Consider the following 23,397-nt stretch of genomic DNA (forward strand, 5'->3'; position numbering starts at 1 on the left):
CGGCCTTAATCTAGCATCCATGATGATAGAGTTCTAGATCTCAGGACTAATTAAGAGAAAAGAGGGAAAGCACATGACTCAGTTAAAAGTATCTGAAGTAAAAGTTAAAGAAAAAATTCCGTTATTTATCAACGGTGAATTTGTAGAATCGGTAACGAACAAAACTTTTGACAACCTCAATCCGTTAACTAATGAAAAACTTAACGTTGTTTATGAAGGAACAAAAGAAGATATTGATAAAGCTGTTAAAGCAGCCGACGCGGCATTTCATGGTCCATGGCGAACAATGAAGCTTAAAGAAAGACTTAGCATCATTAATAAAATTGCCGACCTCATTGATGAAAATGTTAAGGAAATTTCCAGGTTGGAATCTATTGATACTGGACTTCCAATCAGCCAAACGAAAAATATGGCTCACCGCGCTGCGCAAAACTTCAGATTTTATGCAGAAATGGTATCAAGCAATATGGTTGGTGAGGCATATCAAGTTGACCAAGATTATTTAAATTATACGATTCATAAACCAGTTGGCGTAACAGGTATTATTACGCCGTGGAATTCACCGATCATGCTTGCAACATGGCGAATTGCGCCAGCCCTTGCAACTGGTAACACGGTTGTTTTAAAACCGGCGGAATTTACACCGCTTACAGCGGATAAGTTAGCTGAAATTATGGATCAAGCCGGTTTGCCTAAGGGTGTCTTTAACGTTGTACACGGATTTGGGGAAACAGCGGGTGCATCCCTTGTTGCCCATCCTGATGTAAAACTGATTTGTTTTACAGGGGAAACGGTCACTGGTTCAGAAATTATGAAAAACGGCGCCGACAATTTGAAACGGTATTCAATGGAACTTGGCGGCAAATCCCCGATCATTGTTTTTGATGATGCCGATTTTGAACGTGCACTGGACGCAGTCATTTGGGGAATCTTCTCCTTTAACGGTGAGCGCTGCACAGCGAATTCTCGGCTTTTCCTTCATGAATCTATTAAAGATGAATTTGTTAATAGATTAAAAGAGAGGGTTGAAAATATTGTTGTCGGTGATCCGCTTGATGAGAAAACAGACGTTGGACCATTAATTCATACCAAACATTATCAAAAAGTAAAAGGTTTCCTTGATGAGGCTGAAAAGCAAGGGGTTGAAATGTTCAGCGGACAATTGCCGGCTGAATATCCAAAAGGCAACTTTGTTGCGCCTACCGTTTTACTAGATGTCTCTAACGACTCAATATTTGCGCAACAGGAAATCTTCGGACCTGTCTTAACAGTTATGACATTTAAAGACGAAGAAGAAGTGATCAAGTGGGCTAATGATGTGAAATACGGCTTGGCCGGTTATGTATGGACGAAAGACCTGCAGCGCGGTCATCGCATTTCACAAGCTATTGATGCCGGCATGATCTGGCTAAACTCACAAAATGTTCGTGACCTGCGTGTACCATTCGGAGGATCAAAGCACAGCGGAATCGGCCGTGAAGGCGGACATTATATATTCGACTTCTATACAGAAAGACAAGTCGTTCATGTTGCATTAGGAGAACATCATATTCCAAAATTCGGGGTAAAAAAATAAACAAGGGGGAATAACAATGCCAGCACGTACAGGTGAACAATATATTCAAGGTTTAAAGAAAGCTAATAATAATGTTTACATTCATGGGGAACGTGTTGATGATGTGACAACTCATCCCGCATTTAAAAACGTTGTTCAATCAATGGCCAGATTGTTTGATATACAGCATGAAAAGCCGGAAAAAATGCTGTACAAATCTCCGACAACAGGCGATCAGGTCGGCCTGTCTTTCATACAGCCAAAAACAATTGATGATCTGATTGCCCGCCGGGAAATGATCACAGAGTGGGCCCGCTTTAATGGCGGTATGATGGGGCGCTCTCCAGACTATTTAAATACAGATCTTATGGCATTCGGAACGGCTAACCAATTTTTCGCAGAAGGAGATCCAATGTATGCGGAAAATATTAAAAATTACTATGAATATTGCCGTGAAAATGACATCGCTTTAACGCATACGTTAATTCATCCGCAGGTCAACCGTGCTAAAGCGCTGCATGAACAAAAGGATGCCAACGTTGCACTGCATATTGTTGAAAAAAATGATGACGGCGTTGTTGTTGAAGGTGTACGCCTTTTAGCTACACAAGGCGCCATTACTGACGAAATCATGGTATTCCCGTCAACGGTTAAGAAAGCCGGGGAATTAGACGATCCGTATTCACTTGCTTTTGCTATTCCGAATAATACACCTGGTTTGAAATTAATGAGCAGGGAATCATTTGATTACGGTAAAAACCATTGGGATCATCCGCTTGGTTCACGTTTTGAAGAAGGAGATACAATCGTTTACTTTGATAACGTTCTTGTGCCGTGGAATCGTATCTTTGTTCTTGAAAATTCTTCAGTATGCAACAGGACGTTCCCTGAAACCAATGCGGTTGTCCATTCATCACATCAAGTCGTTGCCAAAAACGTTGTTAAAACTGAATTCGTTCTTGGTGCTGTGTTGAGCTTAATGGACGCGATCGGTATTGATCAATTCCAGCACGTTAAAGATAAAGGCACTGAAATTATGCTTGCATTGGAAACGATGAAATCCCATCTGTATCGCGCTGAACATAATGCGAAAATTGACAAATGGGGCATGATGACGCCGGATTTTGCGCCGCTTGATGCTGCGAGAAACTGGTATCCGCAAGTCTATCCGCGTCTCGTAGAAATTCTTAGGATTCTTGGTGCCTCCGGAATGATGGGCATTCCAACACAAGCTGATTTCGAAAATGAAGAAATTGGTCCGATTCTTCATCGTGCCGTACAAGGAAAGAATCTTGAAGGTTACGAACGCGTACAGCTGTTCCGTCTGTGCTGGGATTTAACAATGAGTGCTTTCGGGCAACGTCAGGCTCATTATGAGTACTATTTCTTCGGCGATCCGGTTAAGATGCATATGACGTATTTCGATAACTATAACAAAGAACCGTTTAAAGAAATGATCAGCGAGTTTTTAGACCGTGCAAAATCTACAAGACCAAAATTCGCAAAAGCCTAAAATATATAAAGACAAAATTGTGTAAAATGGGGGATGGCGGATGAACGCTAATATTATTCGCACTGCTAGAACGATCATCAATGTGACTGACCTCGACGCTGCCAAAGATTTTTATGTAAACGCTTTAGGTTTTATTGAAACTGAAAACGATGGTGAACATTTATACTTACGCGGGCTGGAAGAGTATCATCACCACAGTCTCGTTCTCAAAAAATCATCACAAAAAGGCGTTCAAGCTTTAGGTTTTAAAGTCTATTCTAAAGCAGATTTGGAAACGCTTGCGGCTTACTTTGAAAATATCAACTGCCCTGTCAAATGGTTTAATAAAGGCGATCAATATGCTCTCGGTGAAGCAATAAGAGTTATGGATCCGCATAATATTCCATTAGAATTCTACTATGAAATGGAAACAGTAGAGAGCTACTTACGCCGTTATGATAAATACAAAGGTGCCAGAGTTCAGCGTATCGACCACTTTAATGCGATGGTTCCGGAAGTTGAATCCGTTCATAATTTCTTTATTAACGAATTAGGATTCAGATGTTCGGAATATACAGTGACTAAAGATAATAAAATGTGGGCTTCATGGATGTACAGAAAGCCGACCGTTCATGACTTGGCGCTTACAAATGGTCACGGTCCAAGGCTTCACCATTTCGCCTATTTCTTAAGCGATCCAACAAGCGTATTAAACATTTGCGATGTCCTTGCATCACTCGGATTCAGTGCATCAATTGAACGCGGGCCGGGCCGCCACGGCGTATCAAATGCGTTCTTCCTATACTTAAAAGACCCTGACGGTAACCGTATCGAATTATATACAGGCGATTATTATACAGGGGATCCTGACTTTAAACCATTAAAATGGGATTTCGATGACCCGCACAGACAAACACTTTGGGGTCACCCGGCACCTGACAGCTGGTTTGAAGAAGCATCAGCATTCCTTAATGTCCATACTGGAGAACCGGTAACAACTAAAGACTCAGTCGGTGTGCAGAAGAAACCGAATTATGCTAAGTACTGATAAAATTGAAGTCATTAATGATAATATAGGCTTGCTGAGGGCAAGCCTATTTTTTATGAATTAAAATTTTCATCATGGCGGTATCTCATGGTAAATTGTTTAAAAATAAAATAAACAGCTTAAATAAAAGAATAAGTTGACAATTGACTGAAATTAATTAATAATATGATTAATTAATAACACCAGTGGAGAAATTAATGGATAGGTGACTAGGGTATGAAAAAGAAAGATCAAGAGTTTATCAAATATGAAAATCAAAATCTTGTATTGGAAATGATTCGGACGAACGGGCCGATATCAAGAGCCGAAATTGCTAAAGCTGCAAACATGAGTCCAACTACTGTTTCCCGTATTGTCTCATCATTATGCGAAAGAGGGATGGTTAGAGAAACAAATCAACAAGAAACGGGCAGTATAGGCAGAAAAGCTATTTTACTTGAAGCAAATGAGAATTCTATTTTATCTATAGGAGCAGAAATTGATAAGGGTGTTATTAGATTAGCTGTTATTAATTTTCATGGTGAAATTAATTATTTTAACGAATATGACAATCCTATTTATTACGATGCCGAGCAAACGATCAATCAATTAATTAAATTGGTAAGACATTTTATACAAGAGACGCAAATAGATGAAAGTAAATTAATTGGCATAGGGATTGGTGTTCCTGGCATTATTGATCAAAAGTACGGAATTGTTATGTTATCGGCGCAGCTTGGCTGGCGTCATGTTCATGCTAAGGACATGATTGAGGAGCAAGTAGGTTTAATGACTGTGATCGATAATGAACTGAAAATTCGAGCATATGCTGAAAGTCTTTTAGGAGAAACCTGCAGAGATGAAAGTTCTGTCCTGGTTGGTTTTACTAACGGTGTTGGTTCGGCATTGGTTGTTAACGGAGATGTCTTCAGGGGGAATATGAACAGTGCCGGCGAAATTGGTCACATGGTGATAGATCCAAATGGCTTGTTGTGCGAATGCGGGAGCCGCGGCTGTCTGCAAACGTATATTGTTGAAAAATATCTTATCCATGAAGCTCAAAAAATCAAACCGATACATAGTCTTGATCGACTTTTTGAATGTGCTGAAAAACGTGAAGTGTGGGCCATAAATATACTCGAAAGGGCTGCTCTCTATATCGTTATTACTATTAATAATGTTGTTTGTGCTTATAATCCAAATTCAGTGATTTTATCTGGACATTTGGTTGAAAATTACCCGTTGATACAAAAAATGATTGATGAAAAGATCGATACCAATATATGGACGCCATTTAAAGACAGTTTTAAACTCTATTATTCATCTTTAAAAGAAAAGGGTGTTGTCCAAGGGGCAGGGTTAATCGTTCAGCAGCAATACGTACAATCTTATAAAGAAAAAGGATCGGTGAGAAAATGAGTTATCCAGTGCTGGTCAACGAGCGCCGGGGAGATATTATAGAAAATATCCATGAAGGCATCATTTGCGGTGTTACAGACATGAAAGATTTAGCATTCAAAATTGGCGATGAAAATACATATGTTTACTACCGATCCGCGTCTAAGCCGCTTCAAGCGATTCCGATATTTAAAGAAAATATTGATAAAAAATATCACCTTACAGATCAAGAAGCGGCACTTTTTACAGCGTCACAGCGAGGGGAAGATTATCACCTTCAAGCGCTGGAGAGCATCTTAGAAAAAATCGGACTGAATGAAAATGATTTATATTGTCCGCCGTCTTATCCTTTAAATGACAGGCCGAAAGAGCGTTATCTAAATAATAATCTGCCAAAAAGAAAACTTTTGCATAACTGTGCGGGCAAGCATCTTGGATTTCTTTCATGGTGCAAAGAAAAAGGGATTACTAATGATAAATACTGGGATATTGATCATCCGCTTCAACAAGAAATCCTGCAAACGCTTAGCGAACTTTCAGAATGTCCGAAAAAGGAAATCAAAATAGCAGTTGACGGCTGCGGTGTACCGGTTTTTGCATTGCCGTTAAAAAATATGGCAATATCTTACTTGAAGCTTGCTTGTCCCGATTTAATAAATGATGAAAAAACGAGAGCTGCTGTTCAAAGGATGACAGCAATCATGAATAAAGCACCTGAAATCGTTGCTTCACATCAATTTATTTGTACGGAACTTTTAAAGGATGGCAATATTATCGCTAAGGGCGGCGCTCAAGGCGTCTATTGCCTCGGTTTAAAAAAGGAAAGAATGTCGGTTGCCTTAAAGGTTTACAGCGGATCAGAAGATGTGTGGCCAAATATTATTGCCCAAATTCTTGAGCAGCTAGGTTACAAGAATAGTGAAACGATTAATCGTTTGAAACAATTAAAGCCAAATATGATAAAAAATGATAGCGGTTCCGTTGTCGGTCAATTAGAACTGCCATTTCAGTTGACCGGCACAAATATCGGATGAGGTGAGAGCTGTGATAGTAGAGGTTATCGCCACAAATTTACAAGACGCCCTGGACGCTGAGCGATATGGCGCAGATCGAATAGAATTAGTCGGAGCCATTAGTGAAGAAGGCTTAACCCCGAGTTTTGGCTTAATCAAACAGGTTGTCAAGAAAGTCAGCATTCCGGTACAGGTTATGGTCCGTCCGCACAGTTATTCATTTTGTTACACGGCAGATGATTTAGAAGCTATGATGCAAGATATAGAAGTTGTAAAAGAACTCAGCGCGGCAGGTATTGTCATTGGAGCTTTAGATCAGACTGGGGAAATCGCTGAAGATCATCTTCGTCTATTATTAGAGAAAGCAGAAGACTTATCAGTAACTTTTCACCGCGCCTTCGATCATGTGCCTGATCAGAAACAAGCCCTTGAACGATTAACGGCTTATCCTCAAATTGATAGGATTTTAACTTCGGGAAAATCACATACAGCTTATGAGGGAATGAAGCAAATTAAAGAGCTTGTTAACCAATCCCGCCGTATAAAAATTCTTGCCGGCAGCGGATTAGAACCTGATGGATTGAAAGATTTTATCTTAACGACAGGCGTTCAGGAAATTCATTTTGGCAGCGGTGTTCGGAAAGGAAAAAGCTTTGCAAAAGGGATTGACCGGGATCAATTAAGATTGGTTAAAGAGATTTGTATGCAATTTGATTATTAAATAATTCGATAAAATAATTGGCTTGGCCAGTTCTTAACGATTTGGTGCTGGCCAAGCTTTTTAAAATCAATAGAGGGGGATATCATATGGGGAAAGCTTATTCAAGAATAGCGGGATTTATGATTTTAATATTGATGATGAGTATTTTTCTTAGCGGCTGCGGAAAGTCTCAGCAAACAAGCGGTACAAAGCAAGGTAATCAATCCGGAGATACTGGTGAATTGCATCTTGTCTCAATGAAAGATGTGCCGACGCTCGATGAAGCTCATGCGACAGATTCGGCGTCATTTCAAGTATTGTACATGACCAATGCCGGGTTAACGCGGCTGGATCACGGTAAAGTAACATGGGATATGGCAGAGGGTAAACCCCAAGTAAAAAATAACGGGAAAACCTATATATTTAAAATTCGCAATAGTGCAAAATGGTCAGATGGGTCGCCCGTGACAGCAAACGATTTTGTCTATGCCTGGCAAAGAGAAATGAATCCTAAAACGGGTGCTGAATATAACTATATTTATTCAGCGGCTAATATCAAAAACGCGGCTAAAATCATGGATAAAAAAGATCCCCTTTTTGGCAAAGTTAATCAATTAGGGATAAAGGCGCTTGATAAGCATACATTACAAATCGATCTTGAAACGCCGACACCTTATTTTCTAAATTTACTATCAACGCCGCCGTTTTTTCCAGAGAAAGAAGCGTTTGTCAAAAAACAGGGAAAACAGTACGCGCAAGAGCCTGATAAATTGCTCTATAACGGGCCATACGTCCTCTCTAAGTGGGATCACGGTGCCGGCTGGCATTATAAAAGAAATCCAAACTATTGGCATGCAAAATCTATTTATATAAACGATGTCGATGTTAAGGTAACCAAGAATATGTCTACAGCAGTAAATATCTATAAGACAGGGAAAGCTGACCTGATTGACTTGGACTCTGAATATATTAATCAATTTAAAAACACAAATGAGTTCCATAAAGCTTATAACTCAAAGATGTCATTCTTAAGCTTGAACATTAAAGGAAATAAAGCGTTGCAAAATAAAAATATTCGTCAAGCGATAAGCATGGCGATTAATCGAAAAGATTTAACAACGGATTTGTTGCAAGATGGTTCAATACCGGCTAAATATATCGTTCCGAAGCAATTTGTAAAAGGGCCGGATGGTAAAGACTTCAGGGCATCTGCGCCAAATGGTTACTTACTCGGCGGAAAAAAGGATGCAAAAAATCTGTGGGATAAAGGTAAAAAAGAGCTCGGAGTTAAGAAACTTCAGCTTGACTATTTAACTTCAGATGATGAAACGGCAACAAAGTTTACCGAATATGTTGCAAATCAACTGGAAACGACGTTGGATGGTTTAAAAATAAACATTGTGAAACTGCCGTATGGAGAATTATTGAAACGTGAAGATAACGGTGATTTCGGTATCCTTAATGCCGGCTGGTCACCGGATTATAACGATCCAATGACTTACCTAGAAATGTTTACTTCCGATAATGATATGAACAAGCAAGGTTATAACGATCCAAAGTTTGATAAACTGATAAAACAAGCGAAGCAAATGGGCGATCAGCCTGACAAACGCTGGAAGGATTTGCAAGAAGCAGAAAAAGTGCTTATTACAGATGCGCCGATAATTCCGCTTTATCAGCAAGGCAAGGCTTACGTACAGAAATCTTATGTAGAAGGTATTGAAAGGCCTTTGTTTGGACCTGATATTGACTGGTTGGATGCGAAAATTGTAAGGCATTAAAATATAAACAAAAGGAAGGCTGCGGATTTCGCAGCTTTCTTTTTTTGATTCTATCAGCGTTGCCTATTAGGCTTGCCAATCGGCAAGTTTTCTTTAAAAGTAAATAAAAGCATTGACTGAAAATATCAAATGTTGTATAGTTCAAATATACCTTAAATATTCAATTTTTATAGTTTAATGTAATCGATTGCAGTGATTAACTAATGATAGATTTAAATTTATTTTTTATATTCAGGAAAAACACTGTACAAAGTAAGTTTTGCGTTTTTTTATTAAATGAAATTGTAAAAAAGCGTTTACAAAAGATGCTCAGTATTGTATTGTTAAAATGTAAGCAAAAATAAGAATTAATCGTTAATTATTTTTTTAAATCTGGATGTAATCGATTGCATTAAATGGGATAATTCTTATTTATTTTATTAAGTAGTCTAAACGGGAAAGATTGTGTTCTTTCTATTAAATAATGATCAGGGAGGCAGAAACCATGGCAACAGCAGAAACATTAACAGGTCAAAAATTAAAAAATTATATTAACGGTGAATGGGTTGAAAGTAAAAGGACTCAATATGAAGACGTCTACAACCCGGCTACAAAAGAAATCATTGCGCGGGTGCCGATTTCAACAGTTGAGGATGTTGAGCACGCTGCAGAAGTTGCTAAAGCGGCATTTGAAAAATGGAAAGGTGTTCCGGTGCAAAAACGTGCGAGGGTTTTGTTCAACTATCATCAATTGTTAACAGAACATAAAGACGAGTTAGCCCGTCTGATCACAATAGAGAATGGAAAAAGCCTTTCCGAAGCACAAGGTGAAGTTCTCCGCGGCATTGAAAATGTTGAATTCGCGGCTGGTGCACCGTCTTTAATGATGGGAGATTCTTTATCAACGATTGCAACGGATATTGAAGCAACAAATTATCGTTATCCAATTGGCGTTGTCGGCGGCATCGCACCGTTTAACTTCCCGATGATGGTACCTTGCTGGATGTTCCCGATGGCTATTGCAGTCGGCAATGCATTTATTTTGAAACCATCTGAAAAAACGCCGCTGTTAACTAAAAAATTAGCCGAGTTATTTAAAGAAGCTGGACTTCCAGATGGTGTATTCAACATTGTCTACGGTGCACATGATGTCGTTAACGGCATTCTGGATCACCCTGAAATTAAGGCTATTTCATTTGTCGGCTCCAAACCGGTCGGAGAGTACGTTTATAAACGCGGCAGCGAAAATCTAAAACGTGTTCAAGCGTTGGCAGGGGCTAAAAACCACGTTATTGTCTTAAATGATGCTGATGTAGAAGAAGCGGTGACAAATATTATTGGCTCAGCGTTCGGATCAGCGGGTGAACGTTGCATGGCATGCTCTGTTGTCACAGTAGAAGAAGGCATTGCCGATAAATTTTTAGCTGAACTTACTAAACAAACGAAAAATATTAAAATGGGCAACGGTTTAGATGACGGTGTTTTTCTTGGTCCGGTCATTAGAGAAGAAAACCAAAAACGTACGATCGGTTATATCGAAAAAGGTATCGAAGAAGGTGCCGCACTTGTCTGCGATGGACGAGATCGTGTTTCCGACGACGGATTTTTCGTTGGACCGACAATTTTTGATCATGTAACAACTGATATGACGATTTGGAAGGACGAAATTTTCGCACCTGTGCTATCAATTATTCGTGTGAAAAATTTAAAAGAAGCGGTTGAAACGACCAATAAGTCTGAATTTGCAAATGGTTCATGTATCTTTACATCAAACGCTTCATCAATCCGTTATTTCCGTGAAAATATTGATGCCGGTATGTTAGGCATTAATTTAGGTGTCCCGGCACCAATGGCATTCTTCCCATTCTCCGGCTGGAAATCGTCATTCTTTGGCACTTTGCACGCAAATGGAAAAGACAGCGTTGATTTCTATACGCGTAAAAAGGTTGTTACAGCACGTTATAAATCACCGTCGTTTGAATAATCGGTTGTGTTAATAGATTGATATATTTTGACAGTAATAGCAGGTCTGAACAGAGAAAGTTTAATAATTTAAAAAAATACTTTCTCTGTTCGCGGACCTCTTTCTATAAAAATTGAGGAGGTCATTAATATGAGTCAATTACTCCTTAAACCAAATGAAAATGAAAAAACACAAGGGGTAAAAATTATTCATGAAGTAACAAAAGAAAATTCACCATTAAAATATGTTGAATTTAAAATAGTAGATTTGGCTCCCGGTGCAAAATATTCCGAAACGTTAGGGAAGAAAGAATGCTGTATTGTTGCATTAACAGGTAAAATCAATGTCACTGATAAAGAACAAACATTTGAAAATATAGGTACTCGTGAAAGTGTATTCGAAAAGAAACCGACAGACAGTGTCTATGTTTCAAATGACCGCAGTTTTGAAGTGGAGGGCGTGGGTCAAGCGCGTGTTGCACTTTGCTATTCACCTTCTGAAAAACAATTGCCGACAAAACTTATTAAGGCTTCAGAGAATGGCATTGAAAATAGAGGAACAAACAATAATAAGCGCATGGTCCACAACATTTTGCCTGATTCGGATCCTTCGGCTAATAGTTTACTAGTCGTTGAAGTTTATACAGAAACCGGGAATTGGTCAAGTTATCCGCCGCATAAACACGATCGGGACAACTTACCGGAAGAGTCTTTTTTGGAAGAAACATATTATCACGAAATGAATCCGCAGCAAGGATTTGTATTCCAGCGTGTCTATACTGATGATCGTTCGCTTGATGAAACAATGACTGTTCAGAATGGCGATGTTGTCCTTGTACCGGAAGGCTATCATCCTGTCGGCGTACCGGAGGGCTATACATCTTACTACTTAAATGTCATGGCAGGTCCAACACGTATTTGGAAATTCTACAATGATCCTGATCACGAATGGATATTAGAACGGAAATAAATGATTGAAAGGAGTTATCATAGCGAATGAAAATTCAATTTAACAACGACAGAGAATATGACATCATTGCCATTGGCCGCGCCTGCATTGATTTAAATGCGGCAGAATATAATCGTCCCATGGAAGAAACGATGACTTTTATAAAATACGTCGGCGGTTCACCGGCTAATATTGCTATTGGCGGTGCTAAACTGGGATTGAAAGCTGGATTTATCGGTAAAATTTCCGATGACCAGCATGGGCGCTTTATCAAAAAATATATGAATGATGTCGGTATTGATACATCGAATATTGTAGTTGATAAGGAAGGCCATAAAGTTGGATTAACATTTACGGAAATTAAGAGTCCGGAAGAGTGCAGCATTTTAATGTACCGGGAAGAGGTTGCAGATTTGTATTTGACACCATCTGAGGTCAATGAGAATTACATTCGAAAATCGAAAATTCTGCTTGTGTCAGGTACAGCTTTAGCAAAAAGCCCATCACGTGAAGCCGTCTTAAAAGCGGTTGCTTTAGCTAAAAAGAACGATGTTAAGGTTATTTTTGAATTAGATTACCGGCCGTATTCTTGGGCTTCAGCCGATGAAACAGCCGTGTATTATTCATTAGTTGCGGAACTTGCGGATGTTGTCATTGGCACCCGTGATGAATATGACGTTATGGAAAATAGAACTGACGGCAAAAACGAGGAAACGATCAATTATTTGTTTAATCATTCACCGGAATTAATCGTTATTAAACACGGCGTCGAAGGGTCATATGCCTATACAAAATCAGGGGAAACATTCAAAGGGCAAGCCTACAAAACAAAAGTATTAAAAACATTCGGTGCAGGAGATTCCTACGCATCAGCCTTCCTGTATGCATTAATTACTGGTAAGGATATTGAAACAGCACTCAAATTCGGCAGTGCATCAGCTTCTATTGTCGTCAGCAAACATAGTTCTTCCGAAGCCATGCCGACAGTGGAAGAAATTGAGGAATTAATCACAGTCAACGCTTAAGTGAGGAAGAGGTGAGAATCATGAAAACAATCAGATTAACCACAGCACAAGCATTAATCAAATTTATCAATCAACAATATATTCACTTTGATGGTGAGGAGTTTCCATTTGTTGAAGGCATTTTCAATGTTTTTGGACATGGGAATGTTCTCGGGATCGGTCAGGCGCTTGAACAAGATTCCGGTCACTTAAAAGTTATTCAAGGAAAAAACGAACAGGGGATGGCACATGCTGCGATTGCCTACAGCAAACAAATGCTCCGGCAAAAAATTTATGCTGTAACAACATCTGTCGGTCCGGGTTCTGCTAATTTAGCAGCTGCAGCGGGCACAGCGCTTGCCAATAATATACCGGTTTTATTCATACCAGGCGATACTTTTGCCACACGTCAGCCTGATCCGGTTCTGCAACAAGTTGAACATGAACACAGCTTAGCCGTTACAACCAACGATGCATTGAAACCGGTATCGCGATATTGGGATCGCATTACCCGTCCTGAACAGTTGATGTCGAGTCTGATTCGCGCCTTTGAAGTGTTAACCGACCCGGCAAAGGCAGGACCGGCGACAATCTGTATTTCACAAGATGTTGAAGGGGAAGCCTTTGACTTTGATGAGAAATTCTTTGAAAAACGTGTTCATTATCTCGATCGTAAAATCCCGCTTGAGCGCGAATTAAATGGGGCAGCAGCATTAATTAAAGAAAGTAAAAAGCCGGTCATTCTTGTCGGCGGCGGAGCTAAATATTCCCGTGCACGCGATATTTTAATGAAGCTTTCTGAAAAACACAATATCCCGTTAGTTGAGACACAGGCCGGTAAAGCAACGGTAGAGTGCACGTTTAAAAACAATTTAGGCGGCTTAGGGATTACTGGAACATTAGCAGCCAATAAAGCGGCGCGTCAAGCGGATTTAATCATCGGCATCGGCACAAGATATACAGATTTTGCGACTTCATCTAAAACAGCTTTTGACTTTGACACAACAAAGTTCTTAAACATCAATGTCAGCCGGATGCAGGCCTATAAATTAGATGCCTTTCAAGTTGTTGCAGACGCTAAGACAACGCTGGAGAAATTAGCGCCTATGTTAGAGGGATACACAACTGAATTTGGTCATACGATTACTGAATTAAAAGATGAGTGGCTTGCCGAACGTGACCGTTTAAGTAAAATTCAATTTACCCGGGAAAATTTTGATCCGGAAATTAAAAATCATTTCTCTCAGGAAGTACTTAACGAATATGCCGAAGCATTAAACACAGAATTTGCACAAACGGCAGCATTAATAACGGTCAATGACACCATTGATCCAGACAGTACAATTATTTGTTCCGCCGGATCACTGCCGGGTGACTTGCAGCGTTTGTGGAACCCGACTGTACCGGATACTTACCATCTTGAATACGGTTATTCATGCATGGGATATGAAGTATCAGGCGCTTTAGGTATCAAACTGGCCAATCCTGATAAAGAAGTCTATTCTATTGTAGGGGATGGCAGCTTTCTGATGTTGCACTCCGAACTAATAACTTCTATTCAATATAATCAAAAAATCAATGTTGTCCTTTTTGACAACTCTGGCTTCGGCTGTATTAATAATTTACAAATGGATCACGGCAGCGGCAGTTATTTCTGTGAATTCAGAACGCATGATAATCAAATTTTAAATATTGATTATGCCAAAGTTGCCGAAGGGTACGGAGCAAAGACTTATCGTGCCAATAACGCAGAAGAATTAAAAGCAGCTTTGGAAGATGCAAAGAAACAGGATGTATCAACATTAATTGAGATAAAAGTCCTTCCAAAAACGATGACAGATGGTTATGACAGCTGGTGGAACGTCGGTGTTGCGGAAGTATCAAATAAAGAAAGTATTCAAAAAGCCTATCAATTTAGACAACAGAAACTGGAGCAAGCAAAACAATATTAAGTAAAAGAGGGCTTCGTTATGGCAGATCAAGAGATTTTATGGGGAATTGCCCCTATTGGCTGGCGCAATGATGATATGCCGGAAATCGGTGCAGAAAATACTTTATCACATTTGTTAAGCGACATTGTTGTCGCAGGTTTCCAAGGGACTGAAGTTGGCGGTTTCTTCCCTGAGGCAAACGTATTAAATAAAGAATTGCAGCTTCGAAACCTAAAAATCGCGGGTCAATGGTTCAGCAGTTTTATTATTCGTGACGGTATCGATGCGGTTTCCGAAGCTTTCATTAAACATTGCGGTTATTTAAAGGAAGTCAATGCCGATGTGGCAGTGGTATCTGAGCAAACATACAGTATTCAATCAACAGCAAAAAATGTTTTTTCTGAAAAACCATATTTCTCAAATGAAGAATGGGAAAAATTATCCGCAGGGTTAAATAACCTCGGAAAAATTGCCGAAGAATATAACTTGAAATTAGTTTATCATCATCACTTGGGAACAGGTGTGCAAACAGTAGAAGAAGTCGATCGTCTCATGGCGAATACCGATCCAAGATATGTGCACCTCCTTTTTGATACTGGACATATTTATGTTTCTGACGGCGATTATATGACATTGTTAAATAAACATATCGATCGGATTAAGCACGTTCATTTTAAAGATGTGAGAAGGGACGTTATGGAACAATGCCGGAAAGACGGCCTTTCGTTTCGGCAGTCATTTTTAAGCGGTATGTTTACCGTGCCCGGCGATGGCTGCATCGATTTTACAGAAGTATATAACGCTTTGCTTGATGATGAATATAAAGGGTGGATTGTCGTTGAAGCTGAACAGGATCCATCCATTGCCCATCCATTAGAATATGCATTAATAGCCAGAAGATATATTGACGAAAAATTAATATTAAAACCAAAAATAATAAAATGATTTCACTATTGGGGTGACATGTTATGACAATAAGATTTGGCGTTATCGGCACGGGTGCGATTGGAAGAGAGCATATTAGAAGAATTTCACAGACTCTATCCGGCGGGGAAATTGTTGCAGTGACAGACGTTAATCAAGAGGCGGCAAAACAAGTTGTTGAACAATTCAAATTAGACGCATCGGTCTATCCGGATGACAAATCACTTGTTGCTGCTGAAAATGTTGACGCTGTCCTTGTCACAAGCTGGGGACCTGCTCATGAACAAAGTGTATTGGCAGCTATTGAAGAAGGAAAATATGTTTTCTGCGAAAAGCCATTGGCCGTTACAGCGGAAGGGTGCATGAACATTGTTGAAGCGGAAATGAAGCATGGCAAACGGCTGGTGCAAGTTGGATTTATGCGCCGTTATGACAGCGGTTATGTCCAATTAAAAGAAGCGATTGATAACAATTTTATTGGTGAACCGTTAATGATCCGCTGTGCACACCGCAACCCGGAAGTTGCCGAAAACTATTCAACAGATATGGCCGTTACCGATACATTGATCCATGAAATCGATGTTCTGCATTGGTTAATCAACGATGACTATAAATCTGTACAAGTTGTTTTTCCGAAGAAAACAAAGCACGCATTAGATCACTTGCAAGATCCGCAAATTTTTACAATAGAAACTGAAAGCGGCGTATCAATTAACGCTGAAGTGTTTGTTAATTGTAAATACGGCTACGATATCCAGTGCGAGGTCATTGGTGAAGAAGGCATTGTAAAATTGCCGGAGTTTCCAAGTATTGTTATGCGGAAAGATGCGAAGCTAAGTACAAACGTTCTAATGGATTGGAAAGACCGATTTATCGAGGCATATGATAAAGAAATACAAGATTTTATAGATTCTGTCAGAGAAACAGGTGAACCAAACGGTCCGACAGCGTGGGACGGCTATATAGCGGCAGTTACTTCTGATGCATGCGTAAAAGCTCAGCAAACAGGTGAAAAAGAAGCAATCGTACTTAAAGAAAGACCGGCATTTTATAGTAAGAATACTGAATGCAAAACAGTTTAATATCTAGCAATGGTGTATATAGGCATGCTTTTTCCCGTAAAAGAAAGGAGAGATTTAAATTGCGTTTAGCATATGATCCGTCGCATTATCGCGATAATACAAATTTAAAAGATACGATCGATGCAGTTGCCAGATTAGGGTATGAATATGTAGAATTATCACCGCGCAAGGATTTTATCTGGTTTTATGAATATCCAAAGGTTGATAAGCAGCTGATCAAAGATTTAAAAAGATATTGTTTAGATGCCGGTGTTAAAATTTCTTCCGTACTTCCTGTTCAACAATGGTCTTCACCAGTTGAAGAAGAACGACAAGCGGCGGTGAAAAATTGGAAGCGTTGTATTGAAATTACTTCTGAATTAGGAGTAGATTTAATGAACAGCGAATTTAGCGGCGACAAAAGCCGGCCGGTTGAAAGCGAAGCCGCTTTTGTTAAATCAATGGAAGAGCTCATGCCGTTTTTTGAAAAAGAAAATATTAAACTTAATCTACAAGCTCATCCTAACGATTTTATTGAGTTAAATACGGAAGCCATTCAAATGATCCGAGCACTGGATAAAGATTGGATTAAGCTGGTATATTCGGTCCCGCATGCTTTCTATTATGATGATGGGGTTGGCGATGTAGAGAAACATTTAGAAGAAGCCGGAGATTTACTCGCCCACGTTCTCATTGCCGATACGCTTAATCATAAAGCAGCATTTGGATTACGATATATAATTAATCCTCCTAATGCAAACGTAACCATTCATCAGCATTTGAACCCTGGTGAAGGGGAAATAAACTTTGATGCATTATACCGCAAATTAAGAGAAATGAAATTTGATGGCATTGTAACAAATTCGGTATTTGCTTATCCTGATAAACCGGAATGGTCCAACGAAGTAACACTGAAATCCATTAAAGAGGGATTAAATATTTAATGTAAGCAAATAACTTAAAAACTATGAGAAGCCCAGGCTATTTTTAAGACTAAAAGGTTAACAATACCTGTTCTAATAAAAAGGTTCTGTAATTTGAAATAATGGAGATGGCGGTAATGAAACTTTGTTTTAATCAAGCGACAACATTAGAAAATTCTAATCTTGCCATGGACTTGGTGTATTGCGATAAGCATGGCTATGATTATATCGAAATACGGACAATGGACAAACTCCCTGAATATTTAAAAGAAAATTCTATTGATGATTTAGCGAATTTCTTTCGTTCGCATCACATTAAACCATTAGCCTTTAATGCGTTAGTTTTTTTCAATAATCGTGATGAAGCCGGGTATAAAGAAATTATCAGTGAATTCAAAGACATGATGGAAACCGGTCAAAAGCTGGGCATTAAATATGTCGTAGCTGTTCCGCTTGTCACAGAAGAAAAAATATTAAAGAAAGATATTAAAAACAGCTGTGTTGAAGTATTAAAAGAGTTATCCGATATTGCCCGGCCGTATGGCATTAAAATCGCTGTCGAATTTGTCGGTCATCCGCAATGCACAGTTAATACATTCGGACAAGCTTACGATATCATTGAAACCGTTAATCGTGAGAATGTCGGATTAGTGCTTGATTGTTTCCATTTTCATGCCATGGGTTCTAACTTGGAAGACTTGAAAAGAGCGGACGGTTCAAAAATCTTTATTTTGCATATTGATGATACGGAAGATTTCCCTATTGGTTTCCTGACAGATGAAGACAGGGTTTGGCCGGGATTAGGCGCTATTGATCTGGACAGTATCTTATCAACATTAAAAGGGATAGGTTTCTCCGAGGCAGTATCTGTTGAATTATTCAGACCCGAATATTACAAATTAGACGCTGAAGAAGCAATTAAGACAGCTAAAGATACAACAATTGAAGTCGTATCAAAGTATTTCGATTTTCAATTAGTCTCTTTATAAAAGGAGGCGGGATCCGTGACTCTAGTATCTATGAAAGATATGCTGATAAAAGCAAAAGAAGACCGTTACGCCGTTGGACAATTTAATATTAACAGCCTGCAATGGGCACAAGCTATTTTACAAGCCGCAGAAGAAGAACGCGCTCCTGTCATTGTTGCGGCTTCCGACAGACTCGTTGATTATTTAGGCGGTTTTAAAACTATTGCCGCCATGATTAAAAATCTTGTTAAAGAAATGGCGATAACCGTTCCGGTAGCGCTGCATTTAGATCACGGCATGAGTGTCGAGCGATGTAAAAAGGCCATTGATGCCGGATTCACCTCAGTTATGATCGACGGTTCGCATTATCCAATTGACGAAAATATTGCCATGACCAAACAAGTTGTTGACTATGCCCATCCTTATCAAATATCCGTTGAAGCGGAAGTTGGAACAGTGGGCGGTATGGAAGATGGTCTGATTGGCGGAATAAAATATGCTGATCCTAATGAATGCTTCCGTATTGTTAATGAAGCTGGAATTGATGCATTAGCTGCAGCTCTTGGCTCAGTCCATGGACCTTATCAAGGTGAACCAAAGCTTGGCTTCGATCAGATGAAACAAATTTCGGAAATAACAGGAGTTCCTCTTGTTCTGCACGGCGGTTCTGGGATACCGGATTATCAAATCAGGAAAGCCATTGAATTAGGCCACGCCAAAATTAATGTTAATACAGAATGCCTGCAAGCCTGGACTAATGCTGTCCGTGAAGTGTTAGCGAATGACTGTGAGGTTTACGATTTACGGACAATAACAATACCGGGTAAAGAAGCAATCATTGCAACCGTTAAAGGCAAAATAAAAGAATTTAAATCCAGCCATAAAGCCTAAAATTAAGGGAGATGTCTTATTATAAGATTAAAAGACATCTCCTAATGTAATCGATTGCATAACATAAGAATTTTTTAAATCTTCAATTTTATCAAGGTATTTTTTGTAAACGATTTCTTTCTTGTAAGGATCAAAAAGGTGTTTGTGATATTTATTGAATTTTAGGGAGGTAGTTTAATTGAATAATGAGCCCCCGGTCTACGGAGATACATCGCAAATAACTAAAAACCGGCGTACACCCAAGGCATTTTTACGTACCATCACTTTAGTCTCGACATTCGGAGGACTTCTGTTCGGATATGATACGGGTGTTATTAACGGTGCTTTGCCTTATATGTCTCAAGCGGATCAGTTGAATCTTAACTCATTTACTCAAGGTCTTGTTACGAGTTCGCTTCTATTAGGTGCGGCGCTCGGTGCAGTATTCGGCGGCCGTTTATCTGACCGTCACGGCCGCCGCAAAAACATTCTTTATCTTGCGGTATTGTTTCTTATTGCGACACTTGGCTGTACTTTTTCGCCGAACGCAGCTGTTATGGTTATCTTTCGTTTCATTCTTGGACTTGCTGTTGGAGGCGCGTCTGTAACGGTTCCGGCCTTTTTAGCAGAAATGTCGCCTGCTGAGGTTCGGGGCAGAATGGTTACGCAGAATGAGTTGATGATCGTTACTGGCCAGCTGCTGGCATTTGTTTTTAACGCCATTATTGGCGGTACATTAGGTGAAAGCGGTCATGTTTGGCGATATATGCTGGTTATTGCAACCCTTCCGGCAATTATCCTATGGTTCGGAATGTTTATTGTACCGGAGAGTCCGCGCTTTCTGGCATCGAAAGGGAAATTAGGAGATGCTTTGCGTGTCTTAAAGCAAATACGCGAAGGGAACCGGGCAGAATCGGAACTTAATGAAATCGAAGCAGCCATTGCCGAAGAAGCCGGTATAAAGAAAGCAACCTTTAAAGATTTGGCTGTACCGTGGGTGCGCCGTATTGTATTTATCGGGATTGGTATTGGCATTGTACAGCAAATAACGGGTGTCAATTCGATTATGTATTACGGTACGGTTATCCTCAAAGATTCAGGTTTTGCAACAGAAGCAGCGCTTATCGGCAACATTGCTAATGGTGTCATCTCTGTTTTGGCAACATTTGTCGGGATTTGGCTCCTAGGCAAGGTCGGCCGCCGTCCAATGTTGTTAACAGGACAAATAGGGACGACGACAGCGCTTCTGCTTATCGGGATTTTTTCACTCGTTCTTAAGGGAACAGCCGCTCTTCCATTTATTGTACTGATCTTAACAGTCATGTTTCTTGCCTTCCAGCAGGGAGCTATTTCACCAGTAACATGGTTGATGCTTTCGGAAATATTCCCGCTGCGGCTGCGGGGTCTCGGTATGGGCGTCACTGTCTTTTGTCTTTGGATAATGAACTTTCTTATTGGATTATTATTCCCGATTTTACTTGATAAGATTGGTTTATCTATAACGTTCTTCGTCTTCGTGGTTTTAGGAATTCTAGCCATTGCATTCGTGAAAAAATACTTGCCTGAAACAAAAGGACGCACACTTGAACAGTTAGAACATGACTTTCGAACCTTTAATAACAGAGGTACCCAAGAGGCAGTATCAAGAAAAGCTGAGTAAAAAGCGGTACTTACTGAATACCGATAACAGACATTTTGTAAGCGCAAACTTATCTGAACATTTGTGTATGGAGGGATTGTGATGATGAAACTTGGTTTTGTTACGGATGCTTTAGGTTATATGCCTTTTGAAGACATGCTCGATACTTGTGCAGAGCTGGGCATTGAAGTTTTAGAATTAGGATGCGGCAACTGGTCAAAAGCACCCCATGTTGACCTTGATGGATTATTAAGCAGTGCTTCAAAAAGGGAACAGTTTTTAAATGCTATTAATGCCAGAGGTCTTGAAATATCGGCATTAAACTGTTCAGGTCACCAATTAACACCAAATGAAGAAGGAGAAGCTCATAAGGTTGTCGTCGAAAAGACATTCCAGCTTGCGGAGTTTTTAGGGGTAAAGACCATTGTGATGATGTCCGGCTGTCCGGGCGGAGGACCAAACGAGACAATCAGTCACTGGATAACAACCAGCTTTCTGCCTATTCATGAAGAAATCCTTCAATGGCAATGGCATGAAGTCGCCTTCCCGTATTGGGAGAAAACAGTAAAGCTGGCGAAAGAACACGGCATTGAAAAAATAGCATTAGAAAATCACGGGAATAATTTAGTATATAATCCGGAAACGCTTTTTAAATTAAGAAATGAAGTTGGAGAGATGGTCGGCATGAATTTTGACCCAAGCCATTTAATGTGGATGGGCGGCGATCCAATCATAGCAGCAAGGGCATTGGGTGATACAATGTATCATGTTCACGCCAAAGATGTCCGTTTAGAAAAAGGTATAACGGGTGTCCAAGGCCTTATCGAAACAAAACCGATGGAAAGCTTTGCTGAACGTTCATGGAATTATGTGGCACTTGGACATGGGCATGATAAGAGCTGGTGGAAGGAATTCTTTTCAGTTGTTAAAATGACTGGTTACGATGGACCTGTCAACCTTGAAATGGAAGATTTAACGATGGATCCGCTTACAGGAGTAAAAAAATCAATAAAAGTTCTTAAAGAGGCATTGCCAAGGGAATTTGAATAATTATTTAAACTGATTCAGTATCTTTTTTACCTTTTAAGACAGAAATTATTTTAATTTTAAATGTAATCGAATACAATAAAATAAGGTGATTATATGAAAATGAGTGATGTTGCAAAATTAGCCAATGTTTCTACTGCAACTGTTTCCAGGGTTCTAAGTCAACCGGAAAAGGTAAGCAAAGATACTAGAGAAAAAGTCATGAAGGTTATAAAGGAACTGAATTACCAGCCGCACATAGTTGCAAGGCAATTTAGAACAAGGGAAACAAAAACAATTTTAGTTGTTGTTCCCGATATAACAGATGCTTTCTTTTCCGAAGTACTCAGGGGGATTGAACATACCGCAGTTAACAACGGTTATCAGGTTATTTTAGGAGATACCGAGAACGATCCTGAAAGAGAACGGGAATATGCTAATTTATTGCTCCAGAAACAAGCGGACGGCATGGTGCTGTTAACAGCCAGAATTGATAAAGAAGATTTAAAAAAGTTTTCAAGTCAATTTCCCATGGTACTTGCATGTGAATATATTGACGGCCTTGATATTCCAACAGTTTCTATCGATAATATCAGCAGTGCCAGAAAAGCAACGGAACACTTAATTGAGTTAGGACATACTAAAATTGCCCATATCACAGGTCCTATGAATGTTGTCCTTAGCCGAGATCGGTTAAAAGGCTATCAGCAGGCGCTGCTTAGCCACGATTTGAAAATTGACCCTGCGTTCATCCAAGAAGGCGATTTTAGCTTTGAATCAGCTTATAATCAGATGCTAAAACTATTAGCGTTTGAAAATACGCCTACTGCTGTTTTTGTCTTTAATGATGAAATGGCGATTGGAGCTATAAAAGCTGTCAAAGACAGCGGGCTTAATGTTCCTGAAGATATAGCGGTCGTCGGCTTTGATAATCTTAAGATGTCATCAGTTTATGAACCTAATATTACGACGATTAACCAACCTAAATATGAAATTGGTCAAAAAGCAATGGATTTATTATTAAAATTAATAAATGGTGAAACTTTACAAAAGAAAAAGTTTGTTTTAATGGATGAATTAATCATCAGGGAATCAAGTGTTTCTAAATCTTAATAGAGCAGCTAAATTGCATAATTAAAAGGGTGCTGTTGGTATCGCAGCCCTCTTTTACTTTATAGAGGTTAGGAGGTCATCT

The 23,397-nt window shown here is 39.5% G+C and carries 19 protein-coding genes; all 19 read left to right on the forward strand.

The genetic code is table 11. The features are described from left to right. Positions 1 to 73: 73 nt before the first annotated feature. The 19 genes from hpaE to ACFQRG_RS07135 all read left to right on the forward strand — a co-directional run bounded on the left by hpaE (position 74) and on the right by ACFQRG_RS07135 (position 23,315). Positions 74 to 1,576 (forward strand): 5-carboxymethyl-2-hydroxymuconate semialdehyde dehydrogenase, encoded by a 1,503-nt coding sequence (gene hpaE, locus ACFQRG_RS07045; RefSeq protein WP_380965153.1) that lies wholly within the window; start codon positions 74 to 76, stop codon positions 1,574 to 1,576. A 16-nt stretch (positions 1,577 to 1,592) separates the two neighbouring features. Further along, positions 1,593 to 3,068 carry a 4-hydroxyphenylacetate 3-monooxygenase, oxygenase component gene (gene hpaB, locus ACFQRG_RS07050; protein ID WP_380965154.1) on the forward strand — a complete coding sequence of 492 codons (1,476 nt, stop codon included), beginning with the start codon at positions 1,593 to 1,595 and terminating at the stop codon, positions 3,066 to 3,068. A 40-nt stretch (positions 3,069 to 3,108) separates the two neighbouring features. Further along, positions 3,109 to 4,095 (forward strand): 3,4-dihydroxyphenylacetate 2,3-dioxygenase, encoded by a 987-nt coding sequence (hpaD, locus tag ACFQRG_RS07055; RefSeq protein WP_380965155.1) that lies wholly within the window; start codon positions 3,109 to 3,111, stop codon positions 4,093 to 4,095. 216 nt (positions 4,096 to 4,311) lie between these two features. Then, positions 4,312 to 5,493, forward strand: coding sequence for an ROK family transcriptional regulator (locus ACFQRG_RS07060; RefSeq protein ID WP_380965156.1), 1,182 nt, complete (start codon positions 4,312 to 4,314; stop codon positions 5,491 to 5,493). Beyond that, the gene (locus tag ACFQRG_RS07065; RefSeq protein WP_380965157.1) at positions 5,490 to 6,506 is read left to right on the forward strand and encodes an asparaginase; all 1,017 of its coding nucleotides are present in this window, start codon (positions 5,490 to 5,492) and stop codon (positions 6,504 to 6,506) included. The genes ACFQRG_RS07060 and ACFQRG_RS07065 overlap by 4 nt, the downstream gene beginning before the upstream one ends. 10 nt (positions 6,507 to 6,516) lie before the next feature. Then, positions 6,517 to 7,206, forward strand: a complete 690-nt coding sequence (locus ACFQRG_RS07070; protein ID WP_380965158.1) for a copper homeostasis protein CutC — start codon at positions 6,517 to 6,519, stop codon at positions 7,204 to 7,206. Positions 7,207 to 7,292: 86 nt separating this feature from the next. Next, positions 7,293 to 8,966: a peptide ABC transporter substrate-binding protein gene (locus ACFQRG_RS07075; protein ID WP_380965159.1), complete on the forward strand. Its 1,674-nt coding sequence runs from the start codon at positions 7,293 to 7,295 to the stop codon at positions 8,964 to 8,966. Between the two features lie 484 nt (positions 8,967 to 9,450). Then, positions 9,451 to 10,929, forward strand: coding sequence for a methylmalonate-semialdehyde dehydrogenase (iolA, locus tag ACFQRG_RS07080; RefSeq protein WP_380965160.1), 1,479 nt, complete (start codon positions 9,451 to 9,453; stop codon positions 10,927 to 10,929). 129 nt (positions 10,930 to 11,058) lie between these two features. After that, positions 11,059 to 11,877, forward strand: coding sequence for a 5-deoxy-glucuronate isomerase (gene iolB / locus ACFQRG_RS07085; RefSeq protein WP_380965161.1), 819 nt, complete (start codon positions 11,059 to 11,061; stop codon positions 11,875 to 11,877). Between the two features lie 26 nt (positions 11,878 to 11,903). Next, positions 11,904 to 12,881, forward strand: a complete 978-nt coding sequence (gene iolC, locus ACFQRG_RS07090; protein ID WP_380965162.1) for a 5-dehydro-2-deoxygluconokinase — start codon at positions 11,904 to 11,906, stop codon at positions 12,879 to 12,881. Positions 12,882 to 12,898: 17 nt separating this feature from the next. After that, the gene (gene iolD / locus ACFQRG_RS07095; RefSeq protein WP_380965386.1) at positions 12,899 to 14,812 is read left to right on the forward strand and encodes a 3D-(3,5/4)-trihydroxycyclohexane-1,2-dione acylhydrolase (decyclizing); all 1,914 of its coding nucleotides are present in this window, start codon (positions 12,899 to 12,901) and stop codon (positions 14,810 to 14,812) included. Between the two features lie 18 nt (positions 14,813 to 14,830). Then, complete coding sequence (gene iolE, locus ACFQRG_RS07100; RefSeq protein WP_380965163.1) at positions 14,831 to 15,736, forward strand: myo-inosose-2 dehydratase; 906 nt, start codon at positions 14,831 to 14,833, stop codon at positions 15,734 to 15,736. Between the two features lie 23 nt (positions 15,737 to 15,759). Continuing rightward, entirely contained in the window at positions 15,760 to 16,797 is a 1,038-nt protein-coding gene (iolG, locus tag ACFQRG_RS07105) for a bifunctional inositol 2-dehydrogenase/D-chiro-inositol 1-dehydrogenase (protein ID WP_380965164.1), read from the forward strand. 59 nt (positions 16,798 to 16,856) lie between these two features. Then, positions 16,857 to 17,720: a sugar phosphate isomerase/epimerase family protein gene (locus ACFQRG_RS07110; RefSeq protein WP_380965165.1), complete on the forward strand. Its 864-nt coding sequence runs from the start codon at positions 16,857 to 16,859 to the stop codon at positions 17,718 to 17,720. Between the two features lie 116 nt (positions 17,721 to 17,836). Then, entirely contained in the window at positions 17,837 to 18,688 is an 852-nt protein-coding gene (gene iolI / locus ACFQRG_RS07115) for a 2-keto-myo-inositol isomerase (RefSeq protein ID WP_380965166.1), read from the forward strand. 15 nt (positions 18,689 to 18,703) lie between these two features. Then, positions 18,704 to 19,558 carry a class II fructose-1,6-bisphosphate aldolase gene (fba, locus tag ACFQRG_RS07120; protein WP_380965167.1) on the forward strand — a complete coding sequence of 285 codons (855 nt, stop codon included), beginning with the start codon at positions 18,704 to 18,706 and terminating at the stop codon, positions 19,556 to 19,558. Positions 19,559 to 19,775: 217 nt separating this feature from the next. Continuing rightward, positions 19,776 to 21,197: a sugar porter family MFS transporter gene (locus ACFQRG_RS07125; RefSeq protein WP_380965387.1), complete on the forward strand. Its 1,422-nt coding sequence runs from the start codon at positions 19,776 to 19,778 to the stop codon at positions 21,195 to 21,197. A gap of 84 nt (positions 21,198 to 21,281) precedes the next feature. Beyond that, positions 21,282 to 22,226 carry a sugar phosphate isomerase/epimerase family protein gene (locus tag ACFQRG_RS07130; RefSeq protein ID WP_380965388.1) on the forward strand — a complete coding sequence of 315 codons (945 nt, stop codon included), beginning with the start codon at positions 21,282 to 21,284 and terminating at the stop codon, positions 22,224 to 22,226. A 93-nt stretch (positions 22,227 to 22,319) separates the two neighbouring features. Beyond that, positions 22,320 to 23,315: a LacI family DNA-binding transcriptional regulator gene (locus tag ACFQRG_RS07135; RefSeq protein WP_380965168.1), complete on the forward strand. Its 996-nt coding sequence runs from the start codon at positions 22,320 to 22,322 to the stop codon at positions 23,313 to 23,315. Positions 23,316 to 23,397: the final 82 nt, after the last annotated feature.

Source organism: Scopulibacillus cellulosilyticus (genome assembly GCF_042665295.1).
In the GTDB taxonomy this organism is placed as follows: Bacteria; Bacillota; Bacilli; order Bacillales; family Sporolactobacillaceae; genus Scopulibacillus_A; species Scopulibacillus_A cellulosilyticus.